Origin of the sequence: Macrococcus sp. PK, from assembly GCF_022501545.1 — a bacterium.
GTDB lineage: Bacteria > Bacillota > Bacilli > Staphylococcales > Staphylococcaceae > Macrococcoides > Macrococcoides epidermidis.
Genome location: NZ_JAEPRF010000007.1, coordinates 17,058 through 34,451, shown reverse-complemented (window position 1 = coordinate 34,451; position 17,394 = coordinate 17,058). Strand labels below are relative to the sequence as shown.

The following is a 17,394-nucleotide window of genomic DNA, read 5'->3' as shown; positions in this document are numbered from 1 at the left end:
TATAATTATTATTTATTTCTGAATCTTCTTCACTATTCTTCTGCTTTAGAAAGATTAGCAATTGTTATATTTTTATGACTGTCATGCCACATAACTTCTCCATTATTAAAGTAAAATGCTTGAGGTGATTCATGTTTGATGTTTGTCTTCGCTTCAATATAATTGGATAAATCACGTGCATCCTGAACGATTAAATAATATGCGTTAATATCGCGTTCATAAGCAAAATTATCAAATTGATCATATGCACTCGCAGATATTGGGCATGTGTTTGAATGCTTCAGAAAAAATACCTTACTATTCGATTCAAGCATCTCTTCAAACTGTTCAATCGTATTCAATTTTATAATCATGATTTCACCCCATAATTGTGCTTTCGATTTTTAAAATATATCATGGTAAGATTATTTTTGCAATGTATTATTTAATATTACCCCTATCTCAAATAATTACACATTGGTATAATGACTTTAACAAATATTTGGAGGTTACACGATGAATAACAATAAATTCCCTCTTAAACGCTGGACCTTTATCGATACATTAAATACTTGCGTTTTAATTTATGTGTTACTCTTTTTTAAGGATATTAATAAAAATCCTACGCTTACTATCGTTATATTTATTGCAATAGCAATCTGGATATTAACCGTGATTGCAAAGAATATCATTATTTCTAAACATGATAAAAATGAAACACTCAAATAAAAGTATAAAAGGCAGTTGCCTTTTATACTTTTATTGTTTTGCTTCTAAACTATTTAAAGCATCATAATACTTTTCATCAATCGACTTAATATATTTCGTATTTTCTAAAATATTTTGAATCGGTAATTTTTGAAGTTCACTTTCTGTCTTCATGGCAACTTTGCGTTCTTTATAATAATTAATTAAACTGTAATATGTTTCAATTGTAGCTTTGCGCATCCCGATTACATTTTTAGATTTCAGTTTCGTTTGATTCAATTTATTGACGCTTGATTTTAGTAATGGAATTAACGTTTCATCAATATACACTTGTTTCTCGTTCACACTTCCACTTGATGTTAAATAAGCTACTTTTTCTTTTAAAATATCGCTATTGTCATTTACTAATTTAGTTAATGTATCAAAATCTTCGGACTCATTACTATTGCTTTCTGCTTTTTTTGCATACTTTTCATTTAAAGCTTTATTTTTTTCAAATACTTTCGTATATTCTAAAATTTTTTCATTGGATAATATTGACTGATTAAATAGCTTCATATATCGATCAAGTTCAGAAATGAATTGTTTCTTTTTATTTAAGTTTCTCACGTATATACTATGAACATCTTTAACTTCTTTCGTATCAGGATTAACTGCCATAACTTTTTTCTCATAAGTTTTAAGTTGTGGTTTTATTTTTTCCTTGATATCTAATTCCATCTTTTTTAACTTTTTCTTTTTCTCTTCTGTAACTTCTGAGCCTAGTAATTGGTCGGCTTTATCCAATCCTAAACCATCGATTTGTTGAACCAGTTTCTTTTCTTCAGATTGTACATCTTTCATTTGAGCTTTATAATCATTAATATCAGACTTTACTTTATTACCGCAACCTGCAATAACTGTACTTATAAATAATATTAATACAATAGAATATAATTTTTTCATATATGCTCTCCTCAATATCAATATTATACCTAATTTAGCCGAGAAATAAAACCTACATTCATTAATCAAAGGGCTATAGTTACTTATGAAAGGAAAAATGGTACATGCAAAAACAGAAACCAATACTTACAATCAATAATAGAACAGAACAATACAGAAAAAAATTTGAAGAGATTAATAAAATGCTAAGCACACTATTAGACACTCCTATTATCAAAACATTGCATGTCGGTTCTACTTCCGTAGACGGAGCCTTAACAAGTGGTATTATTGATATACTTGTTGTAGTAAAAAGTTTGCATGCAATGACAACACTTGATGAAAAACGTCTAAACCTGCAACACTTTTATCGATTACATCACCCCTATCGAAAGAAGTGTGTATATGCACAGTTTAGTGATTTACAATCACTAACTGAAGTTGTGCGTTTACATATCGTAGAAGAAGACAGTAAAAAATTAAATCATTACTTAACTGGCCAAGCTATTTTAATAGAACAAATTCAAGCGTTTAATCAATATAAGAAAGATCTTAATCATGAAATTTCTGTGAAAGAATATGAAAATAAAAAGTCAGAATGGTTCAAACGAAAACTGTCAGTTTAAAATCATTCCTTTAACTGATATAATTAAGTTTGAATTCACCGAAAGGGCGTAATAAGAATGCAAGTAACTGAAATATATAATCAATTGACTACAATTATCGATCCTATCCATATTAAAATGAATGAACCATTAAAAAATTACACGTATACAAAAACAGGTGGTAATGCTGATATATATATTACGCCGATAAAATATTCCGAAATACAAAAAACAATTCAGTACGCTAATGAACACAATATAACAGTAACTTTCCTAGGCAACGGATCAAATATTATCATCAGAGATGGTGGCATACGTGGTATCGTTATTAGCCTGCTCGGATTAACGGATGTACAGGTTGAATACGATACGATTATTGCCAGCAGTGGTGCAGCGATTATCGACGTATCACGTATTGCACGCGACCATCATTTAACAGGATTAGAATTTGCCTGTGGAATACCTGGTTCTGTTGGTGGGGCAGTTTATATGAACGCTGGTGCTTATGGCGGAGAAGTTAAAGATGTTATTGAAAGTGCCACTGTAGTCAATCAGCACGGAGAAATCCTTACATTAACGAATGAAGCGCTAGCCCTAGATTACAGAACTAGTATTATTCAATCAGAACATTATGTCGTACTTGAAGCAACATTTAAATTACAACGTGGCGATATTAATTTAATACAATCTCAAATGGATATCTTAACAGAACGTCGTGAAGACAAACAACCATTAGAATATCCTTCTTGTGGTAGCGTTTTTAGAAGACCACCAGGACATTTTGCCGGTCAACTGATACAAGAAGCTGGGTTACAGGGCTATCGTATCGGAGGAGTGGAAGTCTCTAAAAAGCATGCTGGTTTTATTGTAAATGTCGATAATGGTACTGCAACAGATTATGAAGAAATGATTGCGCATGTACAAAAGGTCGTATTAGAAAATAGTGGTATTGAATTACAGCCTGAAGTTCGCGTTATTGGTGATAAGATTTAAAGGGATATGGACACGCGTGTCCACATCCCTTTTTATAATACAATAATAAATTTTAGAACTTATTCAACAACGATATCTGCATTAGGCATCGTATGCTGATTGTGTGCAGTCACATGACTAATGACATTATAGTTTCCTTTTTCTTTAAATGTATATTCTAAAGTATATACGCCATCTTTAGCTTTTTTAACTTTTTCTTTCACAGAATTTTTCATATCTTTATCTTTAATGATTTCAAACATGACTTCATCCGCTTCGTTTACAAAAGTCTTACCATGTTTAACCGTTGCAGTTATCTTCACTGAATCACCTGCTTTTGCTTTAGCAGGCACCTTTAAATCAACAGTTAAAGGTGTTACTGATTTAGATTCTGAATGCGTTCCGTGCCCTTCATGACCTTCTTGTTGTGTTTCCTGACCACATGCTGTAAGCATTAATGCACTTGCTGCAATGATGAATAATTTCTTCATAGTTATCCCCCAAAAATTTAATGTCCATACTATTATCATGAACTTCATTCTGTTATTCAATGAACAAACTGTGACAAAGCATAAAAAAACAAGCTAATGCAAAATTTGTCATTAGCTTGTCAAATTATTTAATTTTCGAAGACAAAATCTTCATCAGTCAAAGCTTCAACATTTAATGCAATAACATATCCATCACCTTTTACACTAAAGAAATCGTGATTTTTCGTCGATGTATTTAAAGCATTTTCAATGATCGGATTAAAATCCTTTTCGTCAAAGTATGGTTCGAATCCTAAATTCGCTAAAGCTTTATTCCCATTGTATTGTACATAGTTTAAGACATCTTCAGTTAAATCTACACGATCATACAACATCTTTGTATAGCTTTCTTCATTCGCATATAACTTTTGAAGCATATCATACATATCTTTATCCGCTCGTAGCTTCTCATCATCTGTTAATTCATTGCGCAGACTTTGTGCGTCAAGACCTGTAAATACACCGTGAATAGATTCATCAAGTAAAATTTTTCGGATAATTTCTCCTGAAGTTGTCATTTTCCCTTGTCCAGCTAGGAATAATGGGTAGTAGAAACCACTATAGAATAAAAATGTCTCAAGAAATACTGATGCTACACGTGCCATGTACTGATCATATATAGAGGCATCTTTAGCCCATAATTTATGGTAACGACCAACGATTATATCGGATTTAAATTTAAGATGTGGTTCATTAACTACCCAGTTGTCTAATAAGTCATTTGTTTCAGAAGACGGTAGTAATGTCGTAAAAATATGTGAATAACTCTTCGCATGAATTTGTTCCATCATGCCCATAAATGAGTACACTGCCTTTTTACGTAAATCCTGTGTGTGTAATCCGATTAACGGCATACCATCATCTGCCTGATGCGTATCTAGCCCTGTTAAACCTGCAAGTGCATGATTAAACGTGTACTTCTCATCTTCAGTTAGTTCTTTCCAGCTTGCAATATCTTTTGATACTTTAAATTCAGATTCTACCCACATTTGTGAGATATTTTGACGCCAGAACATATTCGTCATATCTTCTTGTGTATTCCAGTTAACAGCTTTCATTTTGTCAGTCCTTTGTATAAGTGATTTTAAAAGCAGTAATAAGAGACCTTGCGGCCTCTTTATAATTTAATTATTCATTGTAGTTATCGTTTATTATTAATACAGATATTACACTGCACAGCTTGTACATTCTTCTACACTTAATAATTTATTACGTGTATAGTACAGAGATTTTAACCCTTTATGATGCGCATAGACATAAAGTCTAGATAATTCTCTTGTAGAAATATCAGAGTTAACAAATAAAATTGTTGATATCCCTTGATCCACGTGCTCCTGAATTGTTGCGATTAAATCAATCAATTTCATTTGGTTCGTATTGAATGCTGATTTATAGAACCACATAGACTCCGGAGATAAGAATGGCATTGGATAGAATGTCTCTGCATTACCATATGTTCTACGTTCAATCTGATCAACTATCGGCATTACTGAACTTGTTGCATTTTGAACATATGAGATACTTTGCGTCGGTGCAATCGCTAAACGGTATGCATGGAATAAACCATTTTTCATCACAGCTTCTTTTAATGTCGTCCAGTCTGCTTGTGTCGGTACATCCATACCTTCAAATAAAGCTTTCACTTTATCTGATTTCGGTGCATAATCAGTCGTTTCATATTTCACGAAGTACTCACCTGTTGCATAGTTTGATTTTTCAAAATCTGCATAACGTTCGTTGCGTTCCATCGCAATCTGCATTGAACGTTCAATTGAATAATAGTTCATCATCATAAAGAATGTTGCAGCAAATTCCTTCGCTTCTTCACTTTCATAGCCAATTTTATTTTTTGCTAAGTAACCGTGTAAGTTCATCACACCTAGCCCTACAGAATGTAGTTCACGGTTTGCTTTTGCAACACCAGGAGCGTTCTTAATATCAGCAGCATCACTAACTGTCGTTAATGCGTCCATACCGATATGTACTGAATCCTGGAATTTCTTAGATTCCATAACATTAACGATATTAAGTGAGCCCAGGTTACACGAAATATCACGTTTAATTTCATCTTCTGTACCATAATCATTTATCACTGAAGTTTCTTGTAACTGGAAGATTTCAGTACATAAGTTACTCATCTTAATTTGACCGAGGTTAGAATTTGCGTGAACTTTATTCGCGTTATCTTTAAACATTAAGTAAGGATACCCTGATTGTAATTGTGTTTGGGCTATTAAGTTTAACATCTCACGTGCGTCTTTTGATTTCTTCATCACATTCGGATTTTGAACAAGCTCTTCGTACATTACTTCGATATCTAAATCGTCTAATGTTTGCCCATATTCACGCTCTACAGTATGCGGCGCAAACATAAAGAATTCTTTTCCTTCTTTAGCGAGTTCAAAGAATTTCGATGGAACGATTAATCCAGTAGAAATTGTTGATAATCTTAAATCTTCATCCGCATTTACTTTCTTAGTGTCCAAAAATTCTAATACATCATAATGGAAGATATTTAAATATACAGCACCAGCACCTGGGCGTTGTCCTAATTGATCAGCATAGCTAAATCCACCTTCTAAAGCTTTCGCTACAGGTAACACACCTTTTGCTACACCTTTAATACCTTTAATAGCTTCACCACGTGCACGTAACTTTGATAAGTTAATCGCTACACCGCCACCAATTTTAGATAATTGTTTCGCTGTGGAATCGATATAGTTGATTGAATTTAGACTGTCATCTACTTCAAGTAAGAAACAAGACACTAGTTCACCACGACGCGCACGACCTGCATTTAAAAATGTCGGTGTCGCCGGCTGATAACGCTGTTCAATCATTGCAGAAACTAATGCTTTTGCTTTTTCTTTATCGCCTTTTGCTAAGTATAATGCAACGATAATAACGTGTTGTTTATAGTCCTCTAAATATTGTTTCTTATCATTTGTCTTTAATGCATAATCTTTAAAGAATTTACTTGCAGACATGTAGCTTGCAAATTGGAAAGGAATGTTCTCAGCATATTTAATGATTTCCATTAAATCTAACTCCGAATATTCTTCAAACAAATTATAGTAAAAATCCTGATCTACTAAAAAACGTAATCGCTCTAATGGCGTGTCAAAATGGATTGTAAAGTCATGAATTTCTTCTAAATAAACAGCTAATGCCTCCTGATCTTTCTCTAAATCAAAGAAACCATCTTCACGGCGCTTTGTAACCTGGTTATTTAATTCAATATGATTGTATTGTTTCTCTTCTACTGTTTTCATAACATTCTTCCACCTTTTTATTAAATAATTCTACGTCTCGATTATTTCCATGAAGTTCAAACTTCATAAGAAGCGGAACGTGGTATGTTTCACTAATCGTATCACCAGCTTTGGCGAAGTTTTGTCCCCAATTACGGTTTCCACTTCCTACTACTGCCGTTAAATGATGATGATATCTTTCTAAAAATTGCGATACTGCATCTGGAACTTGTCCAAAACCAATAGTACCAGTGACTATGATAAATGGTTCTGACACACCTTCTTCCATGGCAGTTTCAAGAGGTATCACACGAGGTTGTCCTGACTTTTGAATAAAACGACGCACATTCCCTGTTAATGAATAATATACAATTAACATTGGCCTCACTCCTAACTGTAAGGAATGTCACTAAAAAATACATGAAACATTTCAAACCAATAATGTATGTATTATGAAACGTAATTTTCTATTTTTAGTTTAATATTATCTTGTGTTGTTTTTCTTTTTTAACACAAGATATAGTGGTGCATTCGAAACACACACACAAGATATACGATTAATTATAGCACTTAAAAATTGCTTTTCAATCTTAACAACTCCAAAAAAAATTAATTTTAATGTTGACTTTTTATCAAATTTTTTAATCCATTGATACGACTATATTTAATTGACTTGAAAATTTGTAAGGTTAATAATGAAATTTAATTCTATAAAATTCTGTTGAAATTTCATTTAAAAAATGATATAAATTAACAACTTCTCTTCACTAAAGGTGTATATATGTCTTTTTACATATATCGAGATATCTATTATAATAGAACAATCAAAAATATCGGAGGCAGAAAATGACTGGCAGACAAAAAGAAGAACTACAAGATATCACATTACTCGGTAATCAAAACAATAAATATCTTTATGAATACGATCCATCAATTTTAGAATCGTTCGATAACAAACACCAGGGCAGAGATTATTTCGTAAAATTCAATTGTCCTGAGTTTACAAGCCTTTGCCCTATTACAGGTCAACCTGATTTTGCAGCCATCTATATCAGCTACATCCCAAATATAAAGATGGTCGAGTCAAAATCTCTTAAACTTTATTTATTCAGCTTTAGAAATCATGGTGACTTTCATGAAGACTGTATGAATATTATTATGAATGATTTAATTGATCTTATGGATCCACACTACATCGAAGTATGGGGAAAATTCACGCCACGTGGTGGAATTTCAATTGATCCTTATACAAATTATGGACGTCCAGGGACGAAATATGAAGAAATCGCGAATTATAGATTAATGAACCATGATCTATATCCTGAAACAATTACTAATAGATAAATTTGCATTTTTAAAATGATTACTATTCAAAAAGTTGAATTGTCTTAAAATTAAAATAAGTGTATTATATATGAATAGTTTATGTGTATAAACTATTCGTCTTTTATTTGTACAACTTTATTTGAAACAAGGGGGAAATGGTATGGCGCAACACACGCGCGAAGAAGTGGTCAACAGTATGCCGAGAACAGGTTTCTTCGGTCATCCTAAAGGCTTATTTACATTAATGGTCACTGAGTTTTGGGAGCGTTTCAGTTATTATGGTATGAAAGCAATCTTGGTGTACTATCTTTATTACTCAGTTAAAGATGGTGGATTCGGATTACCAGATGCTTTAGCTATGCAGATTGTATCAATATACGGTGCACTTATTTATATGAGTGGTGTAATTGGTGGATGGCTTGCCGATCGCTTTATCGGAACTCGTAAATCTATTTTTTATGGTGCTATTCTGATCATGATTGGTCATATATTATTATCATTGCCTAATAACTTTACTTTATTATTAGTTGCTCTATTATTTATTATATTAGGTACAGGTTTACTCAAACCTAATATCTCATCAAACGTAGGAGAATTGTATCAAAAGAATGATCCTAAAGTTGATTCAGCATTTACATTATTTGTAATGTCCATTAACTTAGGAGCCTTTATATCCCCATTATTTGTTGGTTGGCTGCAGGAAAATATAGGTTTCCATGCCGGCTTTATGGTAGCTGCTGTAGGTATGTTCTTCGGACTTATAATTTATGTCTTTCGAGCAAAGCCAACTTTAGGTTTATCAGGTTTAGATGTTCCTAATCCAGTTACGCCAGAAGAAAAGAAGAAAACATTTACGATTGTAGCAATCTTGATTGTTATCGTAGCATTATACTTCATCATTAGCGCAGCTTTAGGTAAATTATCATTAGCAAGCTTTATGTATTTAGTATCAATCGTCGGTGTAGTATTACCGTTCTACTATTTTGCAAGTATGTTGTTGTCAAAGAAAGCAACATCAGATGAGAAAGCACGCGTAAAAGCGTATGTGCCTTTATTTTTAGCAGCAGTAGCATTTTGGAGTATACAGGAACAAGGATCAACTGTCCTCGCGACATTTGCTGATAAAAATACGCAGCTCAATTTAAATACTCTGACTAATGGAGCGATTGATTTTAAAATACCAGCAGCTTGGTTCCAATCATTAAATCCATTATTTATCGTTACTTTAGCCCCATTATTCGCATGGTTATGGGTTAAACTTGGACGTTTTAATCCACCGACAGTAATCAAATTCAGTATCGCTTTATTTTTAGCGGCATTCAGTTATTTAGTGATGGTCTACCCGTTAACGCATGGTGGTAACTTAATGCATCCTGCATGGTTAGTCCTTAGTTATCTTCTCGTAACAATGGCAGAATTATGCTTATCACCTGTAGGGCTCGCTACTACTACAAAACTTGCGCCACAAGCATTTTCATCACAAATGATGAGTATATGGTTCTTAGCTAATACAGTTGCACAAATTGTTAATGCGCGATTAGTCACTTACTATGACTCAGTTGAAAAGTATCAATATTTTAATAATATTGGACTTGTCACACTAGGTATAGGCTTTCTATTATTAATCGTCAGTCCATTTATGAAGAAATACATGCGTGGTATACATTAATACCTTTGATTTGTTTATCAATGAGGATGATTCCGTATCGGATCATCCTCATTTTTATATTGTTACAAACAATTGAACAAGTCTTGTTTAGAAAATTTCGACTATTAACTGAAAGATTGAATGTAACAATAATAATGGTAAAATAATATTCTAAAATAATATAAATTTTCGAAATATTTATAAATCGAAAGGGATGAAAAAATGAAGTATACAAGAGAACAGATGGTTGAAAGTGTGCCTCAAACCGGTTTCTTCGGCCATCCGAAGGGGTTAGGAATTCTTTTCTTCGTAGAATTCTGGGAACGATTTAGTTATTATGGGATGAGAGCGATATTAGTTTACTACATGTATGATACTGTAGCTAACGGCGGTTTAGGAATGAGTGAAACTACAGCTGCGAGTATTGGATCAATGTATGGTGCTTTAATCTTTATGACTGGTATATTAGGTGGATGGCTTGCTGACCGAATATTAGGTTCAAGACGTGCCTTACTATACGGTGCGACACTTATTATGCTGGGTCATATTGCAATGAGTTTACCATTTGGGATTCCTGCATTTTTAGCTTCAATGTTTTTAATTATTGTGGGATCCGGATTAATGAAACCTAATATTTCAAATGTACTAGGTGGTTTGTATCATAAAAATGATAACCGCATGGATGCAGGTTTCGTAATTTTCTATATGTCAGTGAATATGGGGGCATTCTTATCTCCATTAATTGTTGGTGAATTACAAAAGCAATATAACTATCATATCGGATTTTTAGCTGCTGCAATCGGTATGGCATTAGCTTTGATCGCCTATGTTGTATTTAACCGTAAATCTTTAGGTTTAGTTGGTGTTGAACCGACACATATTCTTGAAGGTGAAGAAAAATCAAAATATAAAAAAGTATTTTCAATTGCATTTTTAGTGATTGTTTTACTCGTTGCAATCGGTATTTATAGTGGATTCCTTACTTTCAATACTTTCTCAATTATAGTAACGATTCTTGGTGTGGTAATCCCAATCATTTACTGGACAACAATGTATCGTAGTAAAGATGTAGATGATATCGAGCGCTCTCGACTAGTTGCATATGTTCCATTATTCTTAGCGAGCGTTATGTTCTGGTCTATTCAAGAGCAAGGTGCTAATACGTTAGCAATATTTGCTGCGAAATTTACTCAGCTCGACCTTAATAAAGTTTCAGGAATTGATTACTTAGTACCTGCAGCATGGTTCCAGTCATTGAATCCATTATTTGTTGTCGCTTTAGCACCTGTCATTTCTGCTTTATGGTCTAAATTAGGTAAATTTAATCCATCTACTCCGATTAAATTTGCGATAGGAATATTAATGGCAGGTATCAGTTTCTTAATCATGGTTATCCCTGCCCAAGATGCAAGTTCTACGAATTTAATTAACCCAATGTGGTTAGTTGCTTCATTCTTTATCTGTGTTATTGGTGAACTTTGTTTATCACCAACAGGTTCTTCTACTTCAGTTAAATTAGCACCAGTTGCATTTAACTCACAAATGTTAAGCTTGTGGTTCCTATCAAATGCGACAGCACAAGGGATAAACGCTCAATTAGTTAAATTAATCGAACCACTTGGATACGCGAACTACTTCTTATTTATTGGTAGTCTGGCAATTGGATTATTTGTCATTATTCTCTTATTAAGTCGATTTATTTCTAGAAAAATGCAGGGTATTCACTAACTTGCTCATTATGTTAAGCATTTATTCTTTTCAAAATAAAACATAGAAAAGCAGGATGGCCAATTAAAGTCATCCTGCTTTTCTATGTTTATTCATTGTTTTAAATCTTTAATCGCTTTGTTCTCTTCCATTTCCAATGGCTTATGATAATGTTCGCAATCTTCCCATTCCAGATAGTCTTTAAACGAATCATAAGAGGCTTATGTTTATGCATTTTTTATTCCTCCATAAAATAGATAGTTGATATACAAAATATATTATAGTATATTTTGTATATCAACTATTTTATTTCCTTTTCTGAAATATAAGTATTATATTCTTAACTCAGTGCCAATAATTCTGAATTATCATAGAGATGAAATGCGTATAATTATTGATTAGTCACATACAAAACGGGAATAGTAGGATATGATAATATATTGAGAATGGGGTGAAACTTTATGCAAAAATTTAAAACAGGTATATTATTCTATCATGATCATTCAGGACAAGGCGATGTTCATCAAATCATCGGTGAAGTATCTAAAAGTTTAACAAGATTTATCGATCATTTAACAATTTATCGCAGTGCAGAACAAGGTGAAATATATACTTACTTAAAAGAAGGTAAATCAGATTTTGATATTTATCTTATACTAGGTGGGGATGGTACTGTACATGAACTCATAAATGGTATTATCGATGGCGATCATCATGTACCAATCGGTATACTGCCTGGCGGTACATTTAATGACTTTACAAAGACTTTAAATCTTCTTTCAAACCCAGTAAGAGCGGTTGAACAATTATTAACTGCAGAAGTGAAATATTATGATGTTATGCAAACGAATGAGCGATATGCACTCAACTTTGCAGGAATGGGTCTTATCGTTGAAAATTCAAATAGTGTTAATCCAGATTCTAAAAGTAAAATCGGGAAATTCAGCTATCTTTTTTCAACGATAAAAAATGTTACAAACCCAACTTTCTTTAAATATGATATCGAGATTGATGGTACAAAATATCATGGAGAATCTTCTATGATTGTTGTAGCGAACGGTGCTTTCGTCGGTGGTAATAAAATTCCTTTAATTGAACTATCACCTAATGACGGCAAGCTAAATGTATTTATCTTCAAAGAAAGTGGTTTGAAGCTATTTACTGAAATGATTGCTATGAAGTCTGAAATTAACTGGAATGAAATCAGCCAGAATATCGAACATTATTCGGGAGAAAATATTACGATCAATACAAATAAAGAGATGGATGTCGATGTGGATGGCGAAATTGATCTTGAAACACCACTTTCAATTCAAGTAATACCTAGTAAACTTAAAATACTCACGGCAACAGATCGTGTTGTTATCAATGAATAATATTTAAGGCAAGTGACTTTTGTCACCTGCCTTTTATTTTTATATTAGATTAACGCATTAATCTTCAAAGAAATACTTTTCAACATCCAGCCAGCTCTTCATTCTGTCGTATTCCTTTATACTTTGGTTATGCACAGCGTCAAAGATTAGACCAGTACCTTTAAAAGCTGCCAGTTGTCTTGGGTTATCATCAATTAAATAATCCGTTCCCACTACACCTTTATTACCACAGAAAATGAAATGCTGAGGATCTAAAAATGGAAAGTGTTCGCGTAACCATTCATACTTCGCATCAAATGAAGTTGGAACATCCATCGCTGCTGTTGCAATATAAACATCAAAGTGCTCATTTAATCGTTCAACGACACGAATTGCATCAGGTAAAACTTCTAAATCTCTAAAAAATGCACGATCAAGTAATAATTCATCTAGTTTATCGACATGCTCTGGATATTCAGTACGCAATTTTTTCTCATATAAATCTTCTTTCGTTAAAGACATTCCCGTACTTTCATTAAATTGAAAGATTACTTTCTTTAGCGTATCAGCTAATACTTCATCCATATCAATTGCAATTGACTTTTTCATTCTTCCACCTCATTTAAATTTTTAAAGAAATTTATCGCTTAATTTCTATTATAAATCAATGCATTTAAAAAGCTAAACGATACGTTTACCATATCGTTTAGCTTAGTATTATTCACCAAAGAATGCTGTTAAGGCAGCATCAATCTTTCTATTATCCTCAACTTGTCCAATGGTTACGCGAACACCAATTGGCATAGGACGAGATATGACACCATGTTGAATGAAAGTGTCAAACAACGCTTGTGGCTGATTTGTCTTAATAAAGATAAAGTTCGTCTGACTCGGCAGAAAATGTTTGCTGTATGGTTTTGCAAATAATTGCTCACGTTGTGCTTTATTTAATGCAACATATTTCTTTAAATGGGCCTGATCTTCTAAAGCAGTAATAGCAGCCAGTAAAGACAAAGTAGTAACATTAAAAGGTAGCTTTACCTTATTAAATTCACTTACGTATGCTTTCGAAGTCATTGCGTAGCCTACACGCATTGCTGCTAATCCATACGCTTTAGAAAATGTACGTAATATAATTAAATTTGGAAATTCTTTTAGTAACTTGACGCCATCCGGATAATCTTTTGCATCTACAAATTCAAAGTAAGCTTCATCTAACACAACAGTAATTGATTGAGGTACTTTACTTAAGAATGTTCTTAATTCAGTTTCAGTTACATACGTTCCAGTAGGATTATTCGGATTACAGATCCATATTATATTCGTATTATCTGTTATCGCTTCCGCCATTGCATCTAGATCAAAGTAACCATCTTTTAGTGGGACTGTTTTTAAATGTGTACCTTCAATTAATGCATGTGTAGCATACTGTACAAAAGTACCTTCACTTGTTAAAACATCGCCTTCAGGAACAAGTACTGCTCGAGATATCGACATAATGACTTCATCAAGACCTGCACCGACAAAAATCTGTTCAGCCGGTACATCATAAAATGCAGATAATTTTTCTTTTAATGCATTCGCTTCTGGATCCGGATAATAATTTAAACCTGTCAGAGACTTTGCTAACATTTCTTTTACTTTAGGCGTTGGGCCAATTGGATTTTCATTTGAAGCAAGTCTGCTAAATTCACCTTCATAACCGGTCTTACGTTTTAAAGCTTCATCAGATAATCCAGCCGAATACACTTGTAACGATTTTAATTGTGGTTTCAAAAATATCCCTACCTTCTCTAATATATAAAAGTATATTAGAATCATGATATATGAAATGACAATTTGATACAAATATTTCGATGATATGACCTTTATTACTTAATCAGTTTTTCTTTCTTTAAATACGCACGCGCTATACTTTCTGGTGATTTATTCTGATAAGTTACAGCATAGTTCATCGTCTGCATTTCTTCATCAGTGATCTTACCGGCTAATTGATTGAGTGCCTTCACAACTTCCGGATGTTCTTTAATCGTTTCATCTTTTAATAATGGTGCCCCTTGATAAGGAGGGAATAGATGTTTATCATCTTTTAATACGACCATGCCATATTTTTTTAATTCAGCATCGGTAGAATATGCATCAATCAAATCAATTTTTCCTTGCTCGATTGCCTGATAACGAATTTTTGGTTCCATCGTTCTTACATTATCAAACTTAATCCCATATTTCTTCTGAATCCCTTTATAACCATCCATACGATCGTTAAATTCTAAAGTAAACCCTGCACGGACTGTGGATTCTATTTTTTGTAGATCACTGATGGATTTCAATTGATATTTATCTGCATATTCTTTTTTTACAGCCAGTGCATACGTATTATTATATTGCATTGGCTTTAATAGAGACATCTGATACTTTTTATTGATACTGTCATTTGCCTGTTGATATACTTCTTTTTCAGTCGTAAATTTTGCATCTTCTTTTGTAATCTCACCTAATACTGTCCCCGTAAATTCCAGGTAACCATCGATATTATCTGATTTCAATGCGTTAAATAAGAATGTTGTCTTACCCATACCAGGTTCAATATCAACATTAACATCGGTCTTGTCTTCAATGATTAATTTATACATGTTGGTAATGATCTCTGGTTCAGTACCTAATTTACCTGCAAATTTCATTTGGTTATCCTTCTGGAAGAATAATGGCCAAACTGCGACTAATAGAAATGTTAATAACAGTAATCCTGTAACAATCATCATCTTACGATAACTTAATTTCTCCATACGTTTTAGTACAAAATCAAATAACAGCGCAAGTAAGGCTGCAGGTATTGCACCGAGCAATAATATATTCATATTATTTCTATCAATACCCAGTAAAATTAAATCTCCCAGACCACCTGCACCGATAAATGCAGCTAGTGTTGCTGTACCTATGATTAGCACCATAGCAGTTCGTATGCCTGCCATTATTACAGGCATGGCAATAGGAATTTCTACATTTTTTAACTGTCGGTATGTATTCATACCGATACCTTGTGCAGCTTCTTTTAAAGAAGGATCCACTTCTTTAATGCCGGTATAAGTATTACGCAGGATGGGTAGTAAGGCATAAATTACTAAGGCAATAATAGCTGGAACTCGACCAATACCGAAAAACGGTATCATTAAACCAAGCAGTGCTAATGAAGGTATTGTCTGCATGATAGCAGCAATATTAATAATCGGTTCAGCGATCTTTGTATGTCTCGTCAGCCATATTCCAATCGGAATAGCGATTAAAGTTGCAATCAGTAAAGCAATAAATGATATTTGAATATGCTCAAATAATGTTTGTAGCAATTCCCATTTACGTTCTTGAAAAGTATTAATAAATGCCTTCATTATTTCGCCTCCTGACTTAATTGTTTAAATACATTGTCACGCGAAATAATACCAATCGTTTGTCCCGCTTCAGTAACAGTCAAATATTCATGCTGACTTAATAGTATAAACATTTCTTTAGCAGATGCATTGGCGTCAATTGCAGCAGTAGTAACAATATTTCTATCAGATTCAATATAATTGCGTACGTATGTAACATGATTTGCATTATCACCGATAAATGATTTTACGAATTCATTGTTTGGATGATTGATAAAAGAGTCTGGTGTACCAATCTGTTCAATATGTCCTTCGTTCATCAAACAAATGCGATCTCCTAATTTCAAAGCTTCGCTAATATCATGTGTAACAAAAACGATTGTCTTATGTATTTCTGATTGCAGGCGAATTAAATCATCCTGTAACTTCTCTCTTGATAATGGGTCAAGAGCGCTAAAGGGTTCATCCATCAGTATAACAGGTGGATCAGCCATTAAAGCACGGACTACACCTACACGTTGTTGTTGTCCTCCTGACAGTTCACTTGGATATCTGTTTTTAAATTCAGCAGCAGGCAATCCAACCATATCAAGCAGTCGGTCAGCTTGAGCATCTATTTTATCCTTTGACCATTTCTTCATCAATGGCACCTGACTAATATTTTCTTTAATCGTCATATGCGGAAATAATGCAATTTGCTGTAGCACATAACCAATATCCCAGCGCATTTCATCCAGCTTATAATCACTTATCGGTTGCTCTTTAAAGTATATATAACCTTTTGACAATGGAATCAATCGATTGATCATCTTTAACGTCGTTGTCTTACCACTACCAGAAGGTCCTATTAAAACAAAAAACTCTCCTTCAGCAATATCAAAGGAAATATTATCAACAGCAATTTTATCATTATACTGCTTTGTCACATTTTCAAAACGTATCATATGCCACCTCTTAAAAAGTTTAATGTTAACTTATAGCCTATTATATTGAATTAAAACACATATTTTTAAAAAAAAGACAT

17 protein-coding genes are annotated in these 17,394 nt (G+C 33.2%); 7 read left to right on the top strand and 10 right to left on the bottom strand.

The window, feature by feature from the left end; all coding sequences use genetic code 11:
* Positions 1 to 32: 32 nt before the first annotated feature.
* Entirely contained in the window at positions 33 to 353 is a 321-nt protein-coding gene (gene ytxJ, locus JJJ02_RS05795; RefSeq protein WP_111714282.1) for a bacillithiol system redox-active protein YtxJ, read from the bottom strand.
* Positions 354 to 495: 142 nt separating this feature from the next.
* On the opposite strand from ytxJ, the gene JJJ02_RS05790 reads away from it, so the two are divergent.
* Positions 496 to 708, top strand: a complete 213-nt coding sequence (locus JJJ02_RS05790; protein ID WP_111714281.1) for a hypothetical protein — start codon at positions 496 to 498, stop codon at positions 706 to 708.
* 30 nt (positions 709 to 738) lie between these two features.
* On the opposite strand, the gene JJJ02_RS05785 is transcribed toward JJJ02_RS05790, so the two are convergent.
* Positions 739 to 1,632, bottom strand: a complete 894-nt coding sequence (locus tag JJJ02_RS05785) for an EMYY motif lipoprotein (protein WP_240837920.1) — start codon at positions 1,630 to 1,632, stop codon at positions 739 to 741.
* Between the two features lie 104 nt (positions 1,633 to 1,736).
* On the opposite strand from JJJ02_RS05785, the gene JJJ02_RS05780 reads away from it, so the two are divergent.
* Together JJJ02_RS05780 and murB are read left to right on the top strand one after the other, a co-directional pair.
* Positions 1,737 to 2,237, top strand: a complete 501-nt coding sequence (locus JJJ02_RS05780) for a GrpB family protein (protein ID WP_239242346.1) — start codon at positions 1,737 to 1,739, stop codon at positions 2,235 to 2,237.
* Between the two features lie 57 nt (positions 2,238 to 2,294).
* Complete coding sequence (murB, locus tag JJJ02_RS05775; RefSeq protein ID WP_239242347.1) at positions 2,295 to 3,209, top strand: UDP-N-acetylmuramate dehydrogenase; 915 nt, start codon at positions 2,295 to 2,297, stop codon at positions 3,207 to 3,209.
* Between the two features lie 59 nt (positions 3,210 to 3,268).
* Here the strand turns inward: murB and JJJ02_RS05770 are convergent, their stop codons facing one another.
* From JJJ02_RS05770 to nrdI, 4 genes are all read right to left on the bottom strand, one after another.
* The gene (locus JJJ02_RS05770) at positions 3,269 to 3,679 is read right to left on the bottom strand and encodes a FixH family protein (RefSeq protein WP_111714277.1); all 411 of its coding nucleotides are present in this window, start codon (positions 3,677 to 3,679) and stop codon (positions 3,269 to 3,271) included.
* Positions 3,680 to 3,807: 128 nt separating this feature from the next.
* The gene (gene nrdF / locus JJJ02_RS05765; protein WP_239242348.1) at positions 3,808 to 4,776 is read right to left on the bottom strand and encodes a class 1b ribonucleoside-diphosphate reductase subunit beta; all 969 of its coding nucleotides are present in this window, start codon (positions 4,774 to 4,776) and stop codon (positions 3,808 to 3,810) included.
* Between the two features lie 108 nt (positions 4,777 to 4,884).
* Entirely contained in the window at positions 4,885 to 6,990 is a 2,106-nt protein-coding gene (nrdE, locus tag JJJ02_RS05760) for a class 1b ribonucleoside-diphosphate reductase subunit alpha (RefSeq protein WP_111714275.1), read from the bottom strand.
* Complete coding sequence (gene nrdI / locus JJJ02_RS05755; RefSeq protein WP_099580290.1) at positions 6,953 to 7,348, bottom strand: class Ib ribonucleoside-diphosphate reductase assembly flavoprotein NrdI; 396 nt, start codon at positions 7,346 to 7,348, stop codon at positions 6,953 to 6,955. Before nrdI ends, nrdE begins: the two co-directional genes overlap by 38 nt.
* A 467-nt stretch (positions 7,349 to 7,815) precedes the next feature.
* Here nrdI and queF point away from each other — a divergent pair, with 467 nt between their 5' ends.
* The 4 genes from queF to JJJ02_RS05735 all read left to right on the top strand — a co-directional run bounded on the left by queF (position 7,816) and on the right by JJJ02_RS05735 (position 13,026).
* Positions 7,816 to 8,313, top strand: a complete 498-nt coding sequence (gene queF / locus JJJ02_RS05750; RefSeq protein ID WP_096077122.1) for a preQ(1) synthase — start codon at positions 7,816 to 7,818, stop codon at positions 8,311 to 8,313.
* Between the two features lie 142 nt (positions 8,314 to 8,455).
* On the top strand, positions 8,456 to 9,964 hold the full coding sequence (locus JJJ02_RS05745) for a peptide MFS transporter (RefSeq protein WP_239242349.1): 1,509 nt from the start codon (positions 8,456 to 8,458) through the stop codon (positions 9,962 to 9,964).
* A 201-nt stretch (positions 9,965 to 10,165) separates the two neighbouring features.
* The gene (locus tag JJJ02_RS05740; protein ID WP_239242350.1) at positions 10,166 to 11,671 is read left to right on the top strand and encodes a peptide MFS transporter; all 1,506 of its coding nucleotides are present in this window, start codon (positions 10,166 to 10,168) and stop codon (positions 11,669 to 11,671) included.
* Between the two features lie 440 nt (positions 11,672 to 12,111).
* The gene (locus JJJ02_RS05735) at positions 12,112 to 13,026 is read left to right on the top strand and encodes a diacylglycerol/lipid kinase family protein (protein ID WP_239242351.1); all 915 of its coding nucleotides are present in this window, start codon (positions 12,112 to 12,114) and stop codon (positions 13,024 to 13,026) included.
* Between the two features lie 57 nt (positions 13,027 to 13,083).
* Here JJJ02_RS05735 and JJJ02_RS05730 read toward each other — a convergent pair whose 3' ends face one another.
* The 4 genes from JJJ02_RS05730 to JJJ02_RS05715 form a co-directional block, all read right to left on the bottom strand.
* Positions 13,084 to 13,614 (bottom strand): 5' nucleotidase, NT5C type, encoded by a 531-nt coding sequence (locus JJJ02_RS05730; RefSeq protein ID WP_239242352.1) that lies wholly within the window; start codon positions 13,612 to 13,614, stop codon positions 13,084 to 13,086.
* Positions 13,615 to 13,722: 108 nt separating this feature from the next.
* Positions 13,723 to 14,781, bottom strand: a complete 1,059-nt coding sequence (gene hisC, locus JJJ02_RS05725; protein ID WP_239242353.1) for a histidinol-phosphate transaminase — start codon at positions 14,779 to 14,781, stop codon at positions 13,723 to 13,725.
* A 95-nt stretch (positions 14,782 to 14,876) separates the two neighbouring features.
* A complete protein-coding gene (locus tag JJJ02_RS05720; protein WP_239242354.1) occupies positions 14,877 to 16,391 on the bottom strand; it encodes an ABC transporter permease/substrate-binding protein in 1,515 nt (504 codons plus the stop codon).
* Positions 16,391 to 17,314 (bottom strand): ABC transporter ATP-binding protein, encoded by a 924-nt coding sequence (locus JJJ02_RS05715; RefSeq protein WP_239242355.1) that lies wholly within the window; start codon positions 17,312 to 17,314, stop codon positions 16,391 to 16,393. The genes JJJ02_RS05720 and JJJ02_RS05715 overlap by 1 nt, the downstream gene beginning before the upstream one ends.
* Positions 17,315 to 17,394 lie beyond the last annotated feature (80 nt).

What these genes read in the sequence shown, in the direction of transcription:
- queF (WP_096077122.1), top strand. Translation starts at nt 7,816, where the DNA reads ATGACTGGCAGACAAAAAGAAGAACTACAAGATATCACATTACTCGGT.
- JJJ02_RS05745 (WP_239242349.1), top strand. Translation starts at nt 8,456, where the DNA reads ATGGCGCAACACACGCGCGAAGAAGTGGTCAACAGTATGCCGAGAACA.
- JJJ02_RS05770 (WP_111714277.1), bottom strand. Translation starts at nt 3,679, where the DNA reads ATGAAGAAATTATTCATCATTGCAGCAAGTGCATTAATGCTTACAGCA.
- JJJ02_RS05790 (WP_111714281.1), top strand. Translation starts at nt 496, where the DNA reads ATGAATAACAATAAATTCCCTCTTAAACGCTGGACCTTTATCGATACA.
- murB (WP_239242347.1), top strand. Translation starts at nt 2,295, where the DNA reads ATGCAAGTAACTGAAATATATAATCAATTGACTACAATTATCGATCCT.
- nrdF (WP_239242348.1), bottom strand. Translation starts at nt 4,776, where the DNA reads ATGAAAGCTGTTAACTGGAATACACAAGAAGATATGACGAATATGTTC.
- JJJ02_RS05730 (WP_239242352.1), bottom strand. Translation starts at nt 13,614, where the DNA reads ATGAAAAAGTCAATTGCAATTGATATGGATGAAGTATTAGCTGATACG.
- nrdI (WP_099580290.1), bottom strand. Translation starts at nt 7,348, where the DNA reads ATGTTAATTGTATATTATTCATTAACAGGGAATGTGCGTCGTTTTATT.
- nrdE (WP_111714275.1), bottom strand. Translation starts at nt 6,990, where the DNA reads ATGAAAACAGTAGAAGAGAAACAATACAATCATATTGAATTAAATAAC.
- JJJ02_RS05715 (WP_239242355.1), bottom strand. Translation starts at nt 17,314, where the DNA reads ATGATACGTTTTGAAAATGTGACAAAGCAGTATAATGATAAAATTGCT.
- JJJ02_RS05720 (WP_239242354.1), bottom strand. Translation starts at nt 16,391, where the DNA reads ATGAAGGCATTTATTAATACTTTTCAAGAACGTAAATGGGAATTGCTA.
- JJJ02_RS05780 (WP_239242346.1), top strand. Translation starts at nt 1,737, where the DNA reads ATGCAAAAACAGAAACCAATACTTACAATCAATAATAGAACAGAACAA.
- JJJ02_RS05740 (WP_239242350.1), top strand. Translation starts at nt 10,166, where the DNA reads ATGAAGTATACAAGAGAACAGATGGTTGAAAGTGTGCCTCAAACCGGT.
- JJJ02_RS05785 (WP_240837920.1), bottom strand. Translation starts at nt 1,632, where the DNA reads ATGAAAAAATTATATTCTATTGTATTAATATTATTTATAAGTACAGTT.
- ytxJ (WP_111714282.1), bottom strand. Translation starts at nt 353, where the DNA reads ATGATTATAAAATTGAATACGATTGAACAGTTTGAAGAGATGCTTGAA.
- JJJ02_RS05735 (WP_239242351.1), top strand. Translation starts at nt 12,112, where the DNA reads ATGCAAAAATTTAAAACAGGTATATTATTCTATCATGATCATTCAGGA.